This window comes from Streptomyces sp. ISL-87, assembly GCF_018614095.1.
Taxonomy (GTDB): Bacteria; Actinomycetota; Actinomycetes; order Streptomycetales; family Streptomycetaceae; genus Streptomyces.
This window is the reverse complement of record NZ_JAGGOY010000090.1, coordinates 1-14,025: the sequence shown is the minus strand read 5'-3', so window position 1 is coordinate 14,025 and position 14,025 is coordinate 1. Positions and strand designations below refer to the sequence as shown.

12 protein-coding genes and 1 pseudogene are annotated in these 14,025 nt (G+C 72.8%); 10 read left to right on the top strand and 3 right to left on the bottom strand.

Translation table 11 applies throughout. From position 1 onward, the window contains the following. Nucleotides 1–65: 65 nt before the first annotated feature. Nucleotides 66–1,436, bottom strand: a complete 1,371-nt coding sequence (locus J7I97_RS29910; protein WP_214941013.1) for an aminopeptidase P family protein — start codon at nucleotides 1,434–1,436, stop codon at nucleotides 66–68. A gap of 184 nt (nucleotides 1,437–1,620) precedes the next feature. On the opposite strand from J7I97_RS29910, the gene J7I97_RS29905 reads away from it, so the two are divergent. From J7I97_RS29905 to J7I97_RS29865, 9 genes are all read left to right on the top strand, one after another. Next, entirely contained in the window at nucleotides 1,621–4,026 is a 2,406-nt protein-coding gene (locus J7I97_RS29905; protein WP_214941010.1) for a collagenase, read from the top strand. Nucleotides 4,027–4,139: 113 nt separating this feature from the next. After that, on the top strand, nucleotides 4,140–5,300 hold the full coding sequence (locus tag J7I97_RS29900; protein WP_214941007.1) for an FAD-binding oxidoreductase: 1,161 nt from the start codon (nucleotides 4,140–4,142) through the stop codon (nucleotides 5,298–5,300). Between the two features lie 329 nt (nucleotides 5,301–5,629). Further along, nucleotides 5,630–5,959, top strand: a complete 330-nt coding sequence (locus J7I97_RS29895) for a (2Fe-2S)-binding protein (protein ID WP_214941005.1) — start codon at nucleotides 5,630–5,632, stop codon at nucleotides 5,957–5,959. 280 nt (nucleotides 5,960–6,239) lie between these two features. Next, the gene (locus tag J7I97_RS29890) at nucleotides 6,240–7,625 is read left to right on the top strand and encodes an NAD(P)/FAD-dependent oxidoreductase (RefSeq protein ID WP_214941002.1); all 1,386 of its coding nucleotides are present in this window, start codon (nucleotides 6,240–6,242) and stop codon (nucleotides 7,623–7,625) included. A gap of 75 nt (nucleotides 7,626–7,700) precedes the next feature. Then, nucleotides 7,701–8,624 carry a dihydrodipicolinate synthase family protein gene (locus J7I97_RS29885; RefSeq protein WP_214940998.1) on the top strand — a complete coding sequence of 308 codons (924 nt, stop codon included), beginning with the start codon at nucleotides 7,701–7,703 and terminating at the stop codon, nucleotides 8,622–8,624. 17 nt (nucleotides 8,625–8,641) lie between these two features. Further along, nucleotides 8,642–9,646, top strand: a complete 1,005-nt coding sequence (locus tag J7I97_RS29880) for a proline racemase family protein (protein ID WP_214940996.1) — start codon at nucleotides 8,642–8,644, stop codon at nucleotides 9,644–9,646. Continuing rightward, nucleotides 9,643–10,677, top strand: a complete 1,035-nt coding sequence (locus J7I97_RS29875; RefSeq protein ID WP_308365918.1) for a proline racemase family protein — start codon at nucleotides 9,643–9,645, stop codon at nucleotides 10,675–10,677. Before J7I97_RS29880 ends, J7I97_RS29875 begins: the two co-directional genes overlap by 4 nt. A gap of 23 nt (nucleotides 10,678–10,700) precedes the next feature. Beyond that, nucleotides 10,701–11,627 (top strand): ornithine cyclodeaminase family protein, encoded by a 927-nt coding sequence (locus tag J7I97_RS29870; RefSeq protein WP_374195526.1) that lies wholly within the window; start codon nucleotides 10,701–10,703, stop codon nucleotides 11,625–11,627. 56 nt (nucleotides 11,628–11,683) lie between these two features. Further along, nucleotides 11,684–12,394 (top strand): GntR family transcriptional regulator, encoded by a 711-nt coding sequence (locus tag J7I97_RS29865; RefSeq protein WP_214940990.1) that lies wholly within the window; start codon nucleotides 11,684–11,686, stop codon nucleotides 12,392–12,394. Between the two features lie 203 nt (nucleotides 12,395–12,597). Here J7I97_RS29865 and J7I97_RS29860 read toward each other — a convergent pair whose 3' ends face one another. Continuing rightward, nucleotides 12,598–12,795: a hypothetical protein gene (locus J7I97_RS29860; protein WP_214940987.1), complete on the bottom strand. Its 198-nt coding sequence runs from the start codon at nucleotides 12,793–12,795 to the stop codon at nucleotides 12,598–12,600. Nucleotides 12,796–12,951: 156 nt separating this feature from the next. On the opposite strand from J7I97_RS29860, the gene J7I97_RS29855 reads away from it, so the two are divergent. Then, nucleotides 12,952–13,674 carry a GntR family transcriptional regulator gene (locus J7I97_RS29855; protein ID WP_214940984.1) on the top strand — a complete coding sequence of 241 codons (723 nt, stop codon included), beginning with the start codon at nucleotides 12,952–12,954 and terminating at the stop codon, nucleotides 13,672–13,674. A gap of 66 nt (nucleotides 13,675–13,740) precedes the next feature. Here the strand turns inward: J7I97_RS29855 and J7I97_RS29850 are convergent. After that, a pseudogene (locus J7I97_RS29850) lies at nucleotides 13,741–14,025 on the bottom strand (hypothetical protein); the annotation flags it as partial.

The following is a 14,025-nucleotide window of genomic DNA, read 5'->3' as shown; positions in this document are numbered from 1 at the left end:
CACTGACCGGAACCACTGACCGGAACCACTGAGCGGGACCGCTGACCGGAACCGCTGAGCCGGACCTAACCCTCCAGCAGGTTCCCCATCCACTCCTCGATGCCCGCCACCGTGCGCGGCAGGGCGCCCGACATCAGTCGGGCGCCCGTCGCCGTGATGACCAGGTCGTCCTCGATGCGCACCCCGATGCCGCGAAGTTCCGCCGGGAGCGTCTCGTCGTCCGGCTGGAGGTACAGGCCCGGCTCGACCGTCAGTACCTGTCCTTCCTCCAGCACCCCGTCCAGGTACGTCTCGGCCCGCGCCTTCGCGCAGTCGTGCACGTCCAGCCCCAGCATGTGCCCGCTGCTGCACAGCGTGTAGCGCCGGTGCAGGTCGCCCTCCGCGTTCTTCAGGACGCCCCATTCCGTCAGCCCCTCCGCGATGACGCGCATCCCGGCCCGGTGGAAGTCGCGGAAGCTCGCCCCCGGCCGGAGCGCCGCCATGCCTGCCTCCTGGGCTGCCAGGACCAGTTCGTAGACCTGCCGCTGGACGGGGGAGAACCGCCCTGACAGCGGGAGCGTGCGGGTGATGTCCGCCGTGTAGAGGGTGTCCGTCTCCACGCCCGCGTCCAGCAGCAGCAGTTCGTCCCGGTCCAGCCGGCCGTCGTTGCGGATCCAGTGCAGCACGCACGCGTGGGCGCCCGAGGCCGCGATCGTGTCGTACCCCGTGCCGTTCCCCTCCGCGCGGGCGCGCAGCCCGAAGACCCCCTCGATCCACCGCTCCCCGCGCGGGTGCGCCAGGGCCTGGGGGAGTGCCCGTACGGCGTCCTCGAACCCTGCCGCCGTGTGGTCGACCGCCAGCTGGAGCTGGGCGACCTCCCACGCGTCCTTCACCAGGCGCAACTCGGAGAGCACGGCCGCCAGTTCGGTGTCGGTCGCGGCATGGCGGCCCGCCGGTGAGCCCAGCGTGTCCAGGTGGGCGCAGCGCAGGCCCGTCAGGCGCTCCGCCTCCGCCAGGTCGGGGCGGCGGCCCACCCAGAACTCCCCGTACCTGCGGTCCCGGTAGAACTCCTCGTTCCCGTCGGCCCGCGGCGAGCGCGGCCGCAGGTACAGCACCGCCTCGTGCCCGTGGGCGCCGGACGGCTCCAGGACCAGGACGTGGCCCACCTGGTCCTCGCCCGTCAGTCCCGTCAGCCAGGCGTACGCGCTGTGCGGGCGGAAGCGGTAGTCGCAGTCGTTGGAGCGGACCGTGAGTTCCCCGGCCGGGACGATCAGCCGCTCGCCGGGGAAGCGCGCCGAGAGCCGGGCGCGGCGGGCGGGCGTGAGCGCGTAGGCGGCGACCTGCGCGGAGTCGGGCAGCGGTGAGCCGGCCCAGTCGCCGGCCATGAACCGGGACAACTCGGGGGATACCGGTAGGTCGTGGCTGCCGATGTTGAGGCGGGAGGGGGCGTCGGTCATGGGGTCTCCCTCAAGAAGATGCGAACTGGTGGGCGCACAGGTCTTGTCAGTGCAATTTCACATTACTATGTTACAGCTCACACCTCGGCACGTTAATCCCCGTCAAACGCCGTGTGACGCAAGGCAGTTAACGCACCACCGCGCGCACCATTTCCCCCACCTCCCCTCCCAACAGGAGTTTTTGGTGTCCCAGCCCAGAGCTGTGCGTACGTCTCTCCTCTCCGCCGCCGTGACGGTCACCCTCCTCGCCACCGCGGGCCAGGCCGTGACCCAGGCCGCCGAATCCGGCACCCCCGCCAAGGCGCCCGCCGTATCGGCGCCCGGCACCTTCACCTCCGGCGCCCCCGGCGCGAACCCGTTCGACGAGGTCGACCACCTCGCTTCCGCCCAGGAGGTCACCCCGGCGCCCGCCCCGGCCCCCGGCGGCCAGGCCGTCGCCGACGGCCGGGTCCCCGGCGCGGCCAAGGCCGCCGTCGCGCCGGCCGCGTCCTCCGAACGCACGGAGAAGAGCCGGAAGCTGGCCGCCGCCCAGGCCGCGTCCACCGCGCGGAGCCTCGCCGTCGCCGTCCCCTGCACCCTCGACGGGATCAAGAGCCTCTCCCCGGAGCAGTTCGCCGACTTCCTCGGCGACCCGGCCGTCCTCGCCGACGGCTGCCTGCGCGGCCTGATCTGGACCTGGGACGCCCGCCTGGCCCCGGTCATGTCCGACGCGCACGTCCAGGCCGTCTCCCGCCGGATATCCAGCCTGGCCGCCTCCCATGACGGCCGTAACTCCTCGCACCTGGAGGAGATGTTCACCTACCTGCACGCCGTCGCCTACCACGACTACTCGCGCGACGAGATCGACGTCACCGACGCCCCGACCGTCGACGCCATGCGCCAGGCCATCGCCGACTTCGGCAACGCCGCCCACACCTTCGACGCCACCGGCTCCAACGCCCGCACCCTGCGTGAGGCCTTGTACGCCGCCAGCGCGCCCGGCCTGCGCCAGCACCAGCTCGGCCTCATCAAGAAGGTCCTGGCCACCATGGACGCGTCGCACACCGCGACGAACAAGGACGCCGCCTGGGGTGGCGCGGTCCTCGCCGCGCTCTCCGCCAACTACCTCGGTATCTACCCGGGCAACCAGGACACCGCCTTCCACGCCGCGGTGACCGCCGACGCCTCGTACCGCGCCGCCTTCAAGGCCTTCGCCACGTACACCCACCTCAAGGACACCGGCAACGCCTGGGTGGCCCGCGACGCCCTCGGCGAGTACGGCCGCTTCGGCCAGATCCCCGCCCTCAAGGGCCAGATAGTCGCAGACCTCGGCGCCCTGCTGGAGCCGGTCAAGTCCGGCTGGGGGAGCGGCAGCGAGCAGTGGGCCAAGATCGTCTCCTGGCTCAACTTCTACGAGGCGTGCAAGCCGTACGGCGTGTGCAAGGAGGACATCGAGAAGCTGCTGTTCCCCAACACCTACTCCTACGACAACGGCGGCATCAAGGTCCGCACCGCGCTCGACCGGGCGACCGTCGACCAGCTCTACTACGCGAGCAAGCAGGTCAAGACCCAGTTCCACCGTGTGCTGGGCACCGACAAGCCGCTCGCCGGCGACCCCAACACCACGCTGAACATCGTGCTGTACGCCTCGCGCGCCGACTACGTGAACTACCAGCCGATCCTGACCGGTTACGGCACCAACAACGGCGGCATGTACATCGAGAACGGCGCCACCTTCTACACCTACCAGCGCCGCGTCCCGCAGGACTCCACGCTCACCCTGGAAGAGCTCTTCCGCCACGAGTACACGCACTACCTCAACGGCCGTTTCGCCGTCCCCGGGTTCTTCGGCGAGGGTCCCTGGTACGAGGGTGACCGGACGACCGCCATGGACGAGGGCACCGCCGAGTTCTTCGACGGCGCCACCCGCGACGACGGCATCGCCGTCCGCAAGTCCCTGGTCAAGGGCATCATCAACGACACCTCGGGCGGCGGCCCCCGGATGTCGGTCGAGCAGCTGCTGAACGCCACGTACGACGGCGACGGCTTCCGCTTCTACAACTACGCCGGCACCTTCTTCGAGTTCCTGTGGACCGAGAAGCCCTCGCTGCTGCGCGAGATGTACACCCACCTGCGGGCCAACGACGTGGCGGCGTTCGACTCCTGGCGCCACCGGATGGGCGCGGACACCTACCTCCAGCGCGACTACGACCGCTTCCTGGACGCGCAGATCGCCAAGGTGGACCAGCTCTACGTGCCGAACACCACCTTCACCGCGAACGACCAGCTGCGGGACTCCGCGCTGGCGTCGGTGAAGTCGTCCTTCGCCACGGCCACGTACAACACCCCGGACTGCGTGGAGAACGGCGATCCCGGCAAGCGCCGCTTCACCTGTACCGGGCGGATCACCGCGAACCTGAAGAACTGGCGCAGTGACGACCAGAACTTCAAGGACATGTCCGAGACGGTGGACTACTTCATCCTCGACCGGGCGGGCGCGGCCTCCAACAACCTGGCCGACATGAACTGCTCCTTCGGTCCGGTGGAGATCTGGAGCAACCACGTCGCGGGATCGTCGGACTACAGCTGCGACGGCCCGCTGCGCAGCTGATCCGCCGCTGGGCCGGTCCTGACTCCAACGGGGGCGGGACCGGCCCTGTCGACCCTGGGCACCTGGACCCTCAGGACCTAGGAACCCACTAAAGAATGTGACATATTACTGCCGTGCCCAAGAGACATTCCCTGGACATCGTGATCATCGGCGCCGGCGTCGTCGGAGCCGCATGCGCGTACTACGCGGCCCGCTCCGGACTCTCGGTCGCCGTCGTCGACCGAGGCCCCGTCGCGGGCGGCACGACCGGCGCCGGGGAAGGCAACCTGCTGGTCTCCGACAAAGAGGCCGGCCCGGAGCTGGACCTCGCCCTGCTGTCGGCGGGCCTGTGGCGAGAGCTCGCCGCGGTCCTCCCTCAGGAGATCGAGTACGAAGGCAAGGGCGGGCTCGTCGTCGCCCCGGACGAAACCACCCTCAAGGCTCTACGGACCTTCGCGGACGGCCAGCGCGCCGCCGGGGTCGAGGCGGTGGAGGTGGGGGCGGCCACCCTGCACGACCTGGAGCCCCATCTGGCCCCGGGCCTCGCGGGCGGCTTCCACTACCCGCAGGACTCCCAGGTCCAGCCGGCCCAGGCGGCGGCGCGGCTGCTGGCCGCGTCGGGGGCCGAGGTGTACCTGGGCGAGGAGGTCACGGGGATCCTCCTGGGACGCGGGGCCGTACGGGGAGTCCGGACCCGGAACCGGGAACTCCTGGCCCCGGCCGTAGTCAACGCGGCCGGAACCTGGGGCGGCCGCATCGCGGAAATGGCCGGGGTGAACCTCCCGGTGCTCCCGCGTCGCGGATTCGTCCTGGTGACCGAGCCGCTGCCGCGGGTGGTGCGGCACAAGGTGTACGCCGCGGATTACATCGCGGACGTGGCCAGCGGTTCCGCGGCCCTGCAGTCCTCGGCGGTGGTCGAGGGCACCCCCTCGGGCCCGGTCCTCATCGGGGCGACCCGGGAGCGGGTCGGCTTCGACCGCAGCCTGTCGGTGGAGGCCCTGCGCCGGCTCGCGGTCCAGGCGGCCGCGCTGTTCCCCGTCCTGGCGGATGTGCGGGTGCTGCGGACCTACCACGGCTTCCGCCCGTACCTCCCGGACCACCTCCCGGCGATCGGCCCGGACCCCCGGGTGCCGGGGCTGCTGCACGCCTGCGGGCACGAGGGCGCGGGCATCGGCCTGGCCCCGGCGACGGGCCTGCTGATCGCGGCCGCCCTCACCGGGACCGAACCACCTCTGCCCCCCGGGCCGTTCCGCCCGGACCGCCCGTTTGACACCGGCCCGCAGGACGCGCAATGACCCGGCCACGCCCGGCGCGGCCGCAGGCCCGCCGACGTGGGTACCGCTGCGCAGAGCTTCTCCCCGCCCCGCCCTTTCTCTTCCCCCGGCTACCTCTGGGGGTGCCCCCGGGCGAGGCAGGATGTGCCGCTCCGCGGCAACCCCCGGCCCGCCCCGCCTTTTCAGCCCGTCCGGCGTTTGACGGCCGGGAGACCGGGGGTGGCGCCCCCGGGAACGGAGAAGGAGCGGGGCGGGGAGACCGCTCCGCGCGGCGGACCCCCGATCCGGCCCGCCACGCCCGCGCCTGCCCGATGGGCGCCCCGTCCCCGCACCCCGAAGGAGACCGGCCCATGACTGACCACACCCCTGACCGGTCGCCCCGCGACCTCGTCGGCGGAGCCCCGGCGGCGACGTACGTCCTGCGCTTCGACGGCCGGGAACTGACCGCGCAGGCGGGGCAGAGCATCGCCGCCGTGCTCTGGGGCGCCGGGATCCTCGCCTGGCGGACCACCCGCGAAGGCGGCGCCCCGCGCGGCGCGTTCTGCGGGATCGGGAGCTGCTACGACTGCCTCGTCACCGTCAACGGCCGCCCCAACCAGCGCGCCTGCCTCGTCCCGGCCCGCCCCGGAGACACCGTCACCACCCAGGAAGGGACCGGCCGTGCCAGCCTCGCCGTCTGACCGCTCCCGCCCGGCCGCCCCGGCGCCTGGGCAGTCCCGCCCGGCTGAGCCGGCGCCTGGGCAGTCCCGTGAGGCTGAGCCGGCGCCTGGGCAGTCCCGTGAGGCTGAGCCGGCGCCTGGGCAGTCCCGTGAGGCTGAGCCGGCGCCTGGGCAGTCCCGTGAGGCTGAGCCGGCGCCTGGGCAGTCCCGCGAGGCTGACCCCGCGCCCGGGCAGTCCCGCCCGGCCGACCCCGCCGCCGGCCGGCCGCCCGCCCTCGTGTCCGCCCGCGTCCCCGGCCTCATGTCCGACCGCCCGGTCGGGCTCGCCGTAGTCGGGGCCGGTCCGGCCGGGCTGGCCGCGGCCGTCACCGCCGCCTCGCTCGGGCAGCAGGTCACCGTCCTGGACGCGGGGGAGCGCCCCGGCGGCCAGTACTACCGGCATCCCGCGCCCGGCCTCGGCGCCACCCGGCCCGACGCCCTGCACCACGGCTGGTCCGACTTCGCCACCCGCGAAGCCGCCCTGCGCGCCCACGAGTCGGCCGGCCGGATCACGTACCTCCCCGCCCACCACGTCTGGACCGTGGTCCCCGATGGCGACGGCTGGCTGCTGCACGCCGTGGCCGGCCCCGAGGAGGCACCGGCCGCCGTCCGGGCCCGCCGGGTGCTGCTCGCCACCGGGGCCTACGAGCGCCAGCTCCCCTTCCCCGGCTGGACGCTGCCCGGAGTCGTCGGGGCCGGCGGGGCCCAGGCCATGCTCAAGGGCGGGCTCGTCCTGCCGGGCCGGCGGGTGGTCGTCGCCGGGAGCGGGCCCCTGCTGCTCGCCGTGGCCGGGTCGCTCGCCGCCGCCGGGGCGCGGGTGCCCGCCGTCATCGAAGCCGCCGCCTACACCGCGTACGCCGGCCGGCTCCCCGCCCTGCTGCGCAACCCCGGCAAACTCGCCGAGGCCGCCACGTACGGCGGTGCGTTGCTCCGCCACCAGGTCCGGCTGCTCACCCGGCACGCCGTGACCGAGGCCCACGGGACCGACCGCGTCCAGGCCGTGACGGTGACCCGCCTCGACCGGGACTGGCGCCCCCTCCCCGGCACCGCCCGCCGGATCCCATGCGACGCGCTCGCCGTGGGCCACGGGCTCGTGCCCCAGCTGGAGCTGGCCACCGGCCTCGGCTGCGCCACCCGCCGCAGCGCCGACGGCACCGTGGCCCTGGAGCTGGACGCCCAGCAGCGGACCTCCGTGCCCGGCATCTGGTCCGCCGGTGAGACCGGCGGCATCGGCGGCGCCCAACTAGCTCTGGTGGAGGGTGAGCTGGCGGCCCTCTCGATCGCCGGCGCGCCCGCCCCGGCCGCCCTGGTCCGCCGCCGCTCACGGCTGCGCGCCTTCGCCGACGCGATGGGCGCCGCGCACCGGCCCGGCCCCGGCTGGACCGAATGGCTCCGCGACGACGCCGACGTGTGCCGCTGCGAGGAGGTCCCGGCCGGCCGGATCCGCGAGGCCGTTCGCGACCTGGGCGCTCGGGACGCCCGTACCGTCAAGCTGCTGACCCGGGCCGGCATGGGCTGGTGCCAGGGCCGTATGTGCGGCCCGGCCGTCGCCGCCCTCGCCGGCGAGGAGCCGGCCCCGGACCGCAGACCTTTCTCCTGCCCGGTTCCATTGCGCCACCTCGCCGAACTTCCCCCCGCGGACGGCTGATCCGGCACGTCCGGACCCTTGTGGCCGCCTCGCACCCCTAGTAAAATGTCACACACCACTCTAGGGAGCTCTCTCATGACCCACGCGCACACCCCCGCGCCCGCCGCCACCCGCACCCGCCCCTGGCACGGCATCATGGTCGCCACCGCGCTGCCCCTGCGCGAGGACCTCACCGTCGACTACGACGCGTACGCCGAACACGTGGCCTGGCTGATCGCCAACGGCTGCGACGGCGTCGTCCCCAACGGCTCCCTCGGGGAGTACCAGACCCTCACCGACGAGGAGCGCGCGCGGGTCGTCCGCACCGCGGTCGAGGCCGCGGGCGACGGCGCCCGCGTCATGCCCGGTGTCGCCGCCTACGGGAGCGCCGAGGCCCGCCGCTGGGCCGCCCAGGCCGCCGACGCGGGCGCGGGCTCCGTCCTGCTGCTGCCCCCGAACGCCTTCCGCGCCGACGAGCAGACCGTACGCGCCCACTACGCCGAGGTCGCCGGGGCCGGGCTGCCCGTCGTCGCGTACAACAACCCCATAGACACCAAGGTGGACCTGACGCCGGCCCTGCTCGCCCGCCTCCACGGCGACGGCAGCATCGTCGCCGTCAAGGAGTTCAGCGGGGACGTCCGCCGCGCCTACGAGATCGCCGAACTCGCCCCCGGACTCGACCTGCTCATCGGCGCCGACGACGTCCTGCTGGAGCTGGCCCTCGCGGGCGCGGTCGGCTGGATCGCGGGCTACCCCAACGCGCTGCCCCAGTCCTGCGCCACCCTCTACCGGGCCGCCGTCGCCGGCGACCTCGCCACCGCCCTGCCGCTCTACAAGTCCCTGCACTCGCTGCTCCGCTGGGACTCCAAGACCGAGTTCGTCCAGGCCATCAAGCTCTCCATGGACCTGGCCGGCCGCCCCGGCGGCGCCACCCGCCCGCCGCGCTTCCCGCTCACGGGGGAGATCGAGGCGGCCGTCCGCGCCGCGACCGAGAAGGCCCTCGCCGAGGGCCTCAACTAGCCGACCGGGGGGACCCCATGCGCACGCGCCACATCTACCACGCGGTGGACTCGCACACCGAGGGCATGCCGACCCGGGTGATCACCGGGGGAATCGGGGTGATCCCCGGCGCCACCATGGCCGAGAAGCGGCTCCACTTCATCGAGCACATGGACCACGTCCGCACCCTGCTCATGTACGAGCCGCGCGGGCACTCCGCGATGAGCGGCGCCGTCCTCCAGCCCCCCACCCGGCCCGACGCCGACTTCGGCGTGCTCTACATCGAGGTGTCGGGCCTGCTGCCGATGTGCGGGCACGGGACCATCGGGGTCGCCACCGTCCTGGTCGAGACCGGGATGGTGCCGGCCGTCGAGCCGGTCACCACCGTCCGGCTCGACACCCCCGCCGGGCTGGTGAGCGTGGACGTCCGGGTGGAGGACGGCGCGGCCAAGGCCGTCACGTTCACCAACGTCCCGGCCTTCTGCGTCGGGCTCGACCTGAAGGCCGACGTCCCCGGCTTCGGCACGGTCACCTACGACCTCGCCTACGGCGGCAACTTCTACGCCTTCGTCGAACTCGACGCCCTCGGGCTCCCCTTCGACCGGGACCGCAAGGACGACCTGCTCGCCGCCGGGCTGGCGATCATGGACGCGATCAACGCCTCCGGCGACCGGCCCGTCCACCCCGAGAACCCGTCCATCGCCGGGGTCAAGCACGTCTACCTCGCCGCCCCCGGCTCCGACGCCCGCCGCTCCCGGCACGCCATGGCCATCCACCCGGGCTGGTTCGACCGCTCGCCCTGCGGTACGGGGACCAGCGCGCGCATGGCCCAGCTGCACGCCCGCGGCCTGCTGGAGCTCGGCGCGGACTTCGTCAACGAGTCCTTCATCGGCACCGAGTTCACCGGCCGGCTGATCGAGGAGACCACCGTCGGCGGGCTCCCGGCCGTCGTCCCCACCGTCACCGGGCGCGCGTGGGTCACCGGCACCGCCCAGTACTTCCTCGACCCGTCCGACCCGTTCCCCGGAGGGTTCCTGTTGTGACCAGCGTCAGCACCACCGACTACCACACCGCGGGCGAGCCTTTCCGGATCGTCGACGTCGCCTCCGCGGGCATCCCGCCCGTCCCCGGGGACACCGTCGCCGAGCGCTGCGCCACCGCGATCGGCCCGGGAGGCTCCGGGACCGCCCCGCGCCGGGGCGCGCTGGACGACGTACGGCGCCTGCTGGTGCAGGAGCCGCGCGGGCACGCGGGGATGTACGGCGGGTTCGTCGTGCCCCCGGACGACGACGGGGCCCACTTCGGGGTGCTGTTCTGGCACAAGGACGGCTACTCCACCGCCTGCGGGCACGGCACCATGGCGCTCGGCGCCTGGGCCGTGGACACCGGCCGGGTCGCCGCCCCCGACGACGGTGACGCCCAGGTGCGTATCGACGTACCCTCCGGGCGGGTCACCGCCACCGTGCACCGGGACGGCGGCCGCACCACCGGTGTCACCTTCCGCAACGTCCCGGCCCGGGTCAGCGCCCGCAAGGTGCCCGTCGCCACCACGCTGGGGCTCGCGGAGGTGGACATCGCCCACGCGGGTGCCTGTTACGCCTCCGTCGCCGCCCGGGACCTCGGCCTGGAGGTGTCCAGGGCCGCGCTGCCCGAACTCGTACGAGCCGGGCAGGAGATCCGCGCCGCGCTGGCCACCCACCCCGGCACCTGGCACCCCGGGGGCCCGCTGCTGTCCGGGGTCTACGGGGTGATCCTGTACGAGGAGCTGCCCGACACCCCCTTCGGGCCGCACCAGCGCAACGTCACCGTCTTCGCCGACGGGCAGACCGACCGCTCGCCCTGCGGCTCCGGTACCTCGGCGCGGCTCGCGCTGCTGGCGGAGGACGGGCGGCTCGGGCCGGGCGAGGACCTGCTGCACGAATCGGTGGTGGGCACGGTGTTCACGGGCCGGGCGCTCCCCGGGCCATCCGCCGACGGCCTGATCACGGAGGTCACCGGCACTGCGTACCGCACCGGCGAGCACACCTTCGCCGTCGACCCCAACGACGCCCTCGGCGCGGGCTTCCTCCTGTGATCCCGCAGCTGTCCGCCGACGAGATGTCCGCACTCCTCACCCCGGCCGCGGCGGCGGACGCACTGGCCGACGCCCTGCGCGCCGGACACGACCCGGAGACGGACCCGCCGCGCACCGCCCTCCCCGTCCCCGGCGGGGAGTTGCTGCTGATGCCGGTCGCGTCGGGGGCGTACGCCGGGGTGAAGATCGCCGGGGTCGCGCCCGCCAACCCGGAGCGGGGCCTGCCCCGCATCACCGGCTCCTACCTCCTGCTCGACGGCCCCACCCTGCGCCCGCTGGCCCTCCTCGACGGCGCGGCCCTGACCGCCCTGCGCACCCCGGCGGTATCCGCCCTCGCACTGCGGTACCTGGCCCCGGGCGGCCCGCCCCTGCGGCTGGTGCTGTTCGGCTCCGGCCCCCAGGCATACGGCCACCTCGAAGCGGTGCTCGCGGTAAGGGAGTTGTCACGGGCCATCGTCGTAGCCCGCGACCCGGTGGGCGCGGAGAAACTCGCCGCCCACGCCAGGACGCTCGGGGTGTCCGCCCGTACCGGCACCCCGGCCGATGTCGCGGGCGCCGACCTGGTCATCTGCTGTACGACCGCTCGCACCCCCCTCTTCGACGGGCGTCTGGTGCCCGCCGGCGCGGTGGTCGTCGCGGTGGGCTCGCACGAGCCGGAGGCCCGCGAAACGGACACGGCGCTGGTGCGCCGCGCGGCCGTGTACGTCGAATCGCGCGCGGCGGCGCTGCGCGAGGCGGGCGACCTGCTGGTCCCGGAGTCGGAAGGCGCCATCGGCCCCGGTCATATCACCGGCACCCTCGCCGACCTGGTCGCGGGGCGAATGCCGACGGCGGGGCGGCCAAGTTGTCCACAGCTCTTCAAGAGCGTGGGCATGGCCTGGGAAGATCTCGCTGTGGCGGTGGCGATGTACCGCGCTACCGGAGCCACCGGGAGGAGCAGCGTAACGTGACATTGTACGCTGTTCCTCTGCACGCCGGTGGTGTGAGGGGTCTCGGAGGAAAAGCAATGGGTGACCTGAAGCAGCACAGTCTCATCAAGGCCCAGGAACGGCTCCGGGACCAGGTCGGCCATGCCCTCCGAGCAGCCCTGATAGCGGGCGAACTCCGGCCCGGCAACGTCTACTCGGCGCCCGGTCTGGCCGCCGAACTCGGCGTCTCCGCCACCCCGGTCCGCGAGGCGATGCTCGACCTGGCCCGCGAGGGCCTGGTGGAACCGGTCCGCAACAAGGGTTTCCGGATCACCGAGGTCAGCGAGCGCGACCTGGACCAGTACACCGAACTGCGCACGATGATCGAGGTCCCGACCATCGGCCGGATCACGAAGATCGCCACGCCGGAACAGCTGGAGGCGCTGCGCCCCTTCGCCGAGGAGATCGTCACCAGCGCCCGCGAACACAACCTCATCGGCTACCTGGAAGCGGACCGCCGCTTCCACCTCGCCCTGCTGGCGCTGTCAGGCAACGACCGCCTGGTCGAAACCGTCGGCGACCTCCGCAAGCGTTCCCGCCTCTACGGCCTGACCGGCCTGGACGAGGCCGGCAAGCTGGTCTCCTCCGCCGAGGAGCACGTCGAACTGCTGGACCTGATGCTCAGCGGCGACGCGGAGGCCGCCGAGGCCTGCATGACCCGCCACCTCGGCCACGTCCGCTCCCTCTGGGCCCAGGGCCGCGACGAACCGGTAGGCCGCACCCCGGGCGGCCTCGGCTCAAGCCTCTAGCGAGGGCCCTGCACTGCCCCTCGCCGATCACGTGGCCGGTTCTTCCAGTGTGCCGAAGTGCCCAGTCCTGCGCTGCTTCCTGCTCGTCGTGTGGGCCGGATTCGGCGTCGCACCCTCGGTCACGCATAACGTTTCGTAGGCGACGCCGCCTTCGGGGACGTGCCGGATGGTGTGGGCGACGTGCCGGTATACGGCGCGGGTGCTCACTGGTGACCCTCGGGGTGGCGTCGCATGTAGACATTGCAGTCGGTCACCGTCGCCATGTCGCCGACTACGCGTGCGCGGTCGCGGACGTTGGCCAGTTCGGTGCAGCCCGCGCAGCCCTCGACGGGCGTCGGATCAGGCTTCAGGCGCAACGGCAGTTCAACAGGCGCAGTCGAATACCTGGTCGGCTCACTCATGGTGCGTCGCCACCCTTCGAACATCACATGGCTGACCTGTTGACAGGTCGGTGCTCTAGTTCAGTATTCGAGTGGCCGAAGCACTCCCGCTACGGTTCGTAGTGCACTAGTGTGCTCTGACTGACAGCGCGTCAACTGACTGGAGAGGCATACCTCATGCCCAGTACCAAGACGTTCACGAAGATCGCGGATCACTTCCGGGAGCGCATCCTGGCGGGGGAGCTTGAGCCGGGCGCCAAGCTGCCGACCAATCGCGAGATCGCCGGGCAGTGGCAGGCCGCCGCCGCCACGGTGTCGAGGGCGCTGCAAGCTCTCCAGGTGGAGAACTTCATTCGCACCACTCCCAGGGGGACGTTCGTCGCAGATGACCCGAGGTGGACCCTGTCGGCGCGTGACCGGCTGGCCAGGGTGCAGCGGGTGAAGTCGTTCCTCGCGGAGGGTGAGACGAGCCGGGTGACGGCCGCCGAGCTGATCGCCCCGCCGCTGTATGTGGCCGAGATCTTCGATCTGGAAGCCGGAGATCAGGTGGTGCGGCGAGAGTGGCTGGCCGGCCGGGGCAAGACACGGACCGTGTTCGCGGTTACCTGGTACCCGGCGCCGTTCGCCGCCCTGGTCCCCGATCTGCTGAACACCGCCCCCGGCAGGAACCATGGGTTGTCCGCGAGGGTCCTCGAAGCGACTGGTCGCACGATCACCCACGCCCGCGACGATATGCACGCCCGCCCCGCCGACGCCCGCGAGGCCAGCGCCCTGGGGCTGCCCGTGGGTTCCCCGATCCTGGCCGGTGCCCACCGCTGGTCGGACGCGGAGGGGATCATCGAGTACGGGGAATGGTGCCTGCCGCCCCGCTTCACCATCGGCTACGAGTACCAGCCCTGACCCATGGATGCGAAGCGTCCCCGCTGAGCCGAACGACTCTGGGACGCTCGGTCATTTCTTTGGGACTCAGTCGGTGTTGCCGCGTTCCAGGCGCTCGACACGCTCTTGCAGCTCTTCGATCTGCTCCAGGGCGCGCTCGAGCTTGTAGGCCAGGTCGGCAAGGCCGGCCGACGCAGGGAACTCCCGGTCCGGGACATTCGGCGCCTCGGGCTCATCTCCTACGGGTTCCCTCTGACGGGCAGCTCGGCCAGCAAAGACCGGCTGCACGCGCCTTGCGAACTCGCCCCAAGCCGCTTCCGCGGCCTTCTCGATCGGGTGAGGGCACGCCGTATCCGCTTGGTGAGTCGGCCC

Bases quoted from the DNA above. Each gene is read 5' to 3' on its own strand.
- J7I97_RS29910 (WP_214941013.1), bottom strand. From the start codon at position 1,436: ATGACCGACGCCCCCTCCCGCCTCAACATCGGCAGCCACGACCTACCG.
- J7I97_RS29895 (WP_214941005.1), top strand. From the start codon at position 5,630: ATGACTGACCACACCCCTGACCGGTCGCCCCGCGACCTCGTCGGCGGA.
- J7I97_RS29890 (WP_214941002.1), top strand. From the start codon at position 6,240: ATGTCCGACCGCCCGGTCGGGCTCGCCGTAGTCGGGGCCGGTCCGGCC.
- J7I97_RS29885 (WP_214940998.1), top strand. From the start codon at position 7,701: ATGACCCACGCGCACACCCCCGCGCCCGCCGCCACCCGCACCCGCCCC.
- J7I97_RS29880 (WP_214940996.1), top strand. From the start codon at position 8,642: ATGCGCACGCGCCACATCTACCACGCGGTGGACTCGCACACCGAGGGC.
- J7I97_RS29870 (WP_374195526.1), top strand. From the start codon at position 10,701: ATGTCCGCACTCCTCACCCCGGCCGCGGCGGCGGACGCACTGGCCGAC.
- J7I97_RS29865 (WP_214940990.1), top strand. From the start codon at position 11,684: ATGGGTGACCTGAAGCAGCACAGTCTCATCAAGGCCCAGGAACGGCTC.
- J7I97_RS29860 (WP_214940987.1), bottom strand. From the start codon at position 12,795: ATGAGTGAGCCGACCAGGTATTCGACTGCGCCTGTTGAACTGCCGTTG.
- J7I97_RS29855 (WP_214940984.1), top strand. From the start codon at position 12,952: ATGCCCAGTACCAAGACGTTCACGAAGATCGCGGATCACTTCCGGGAG.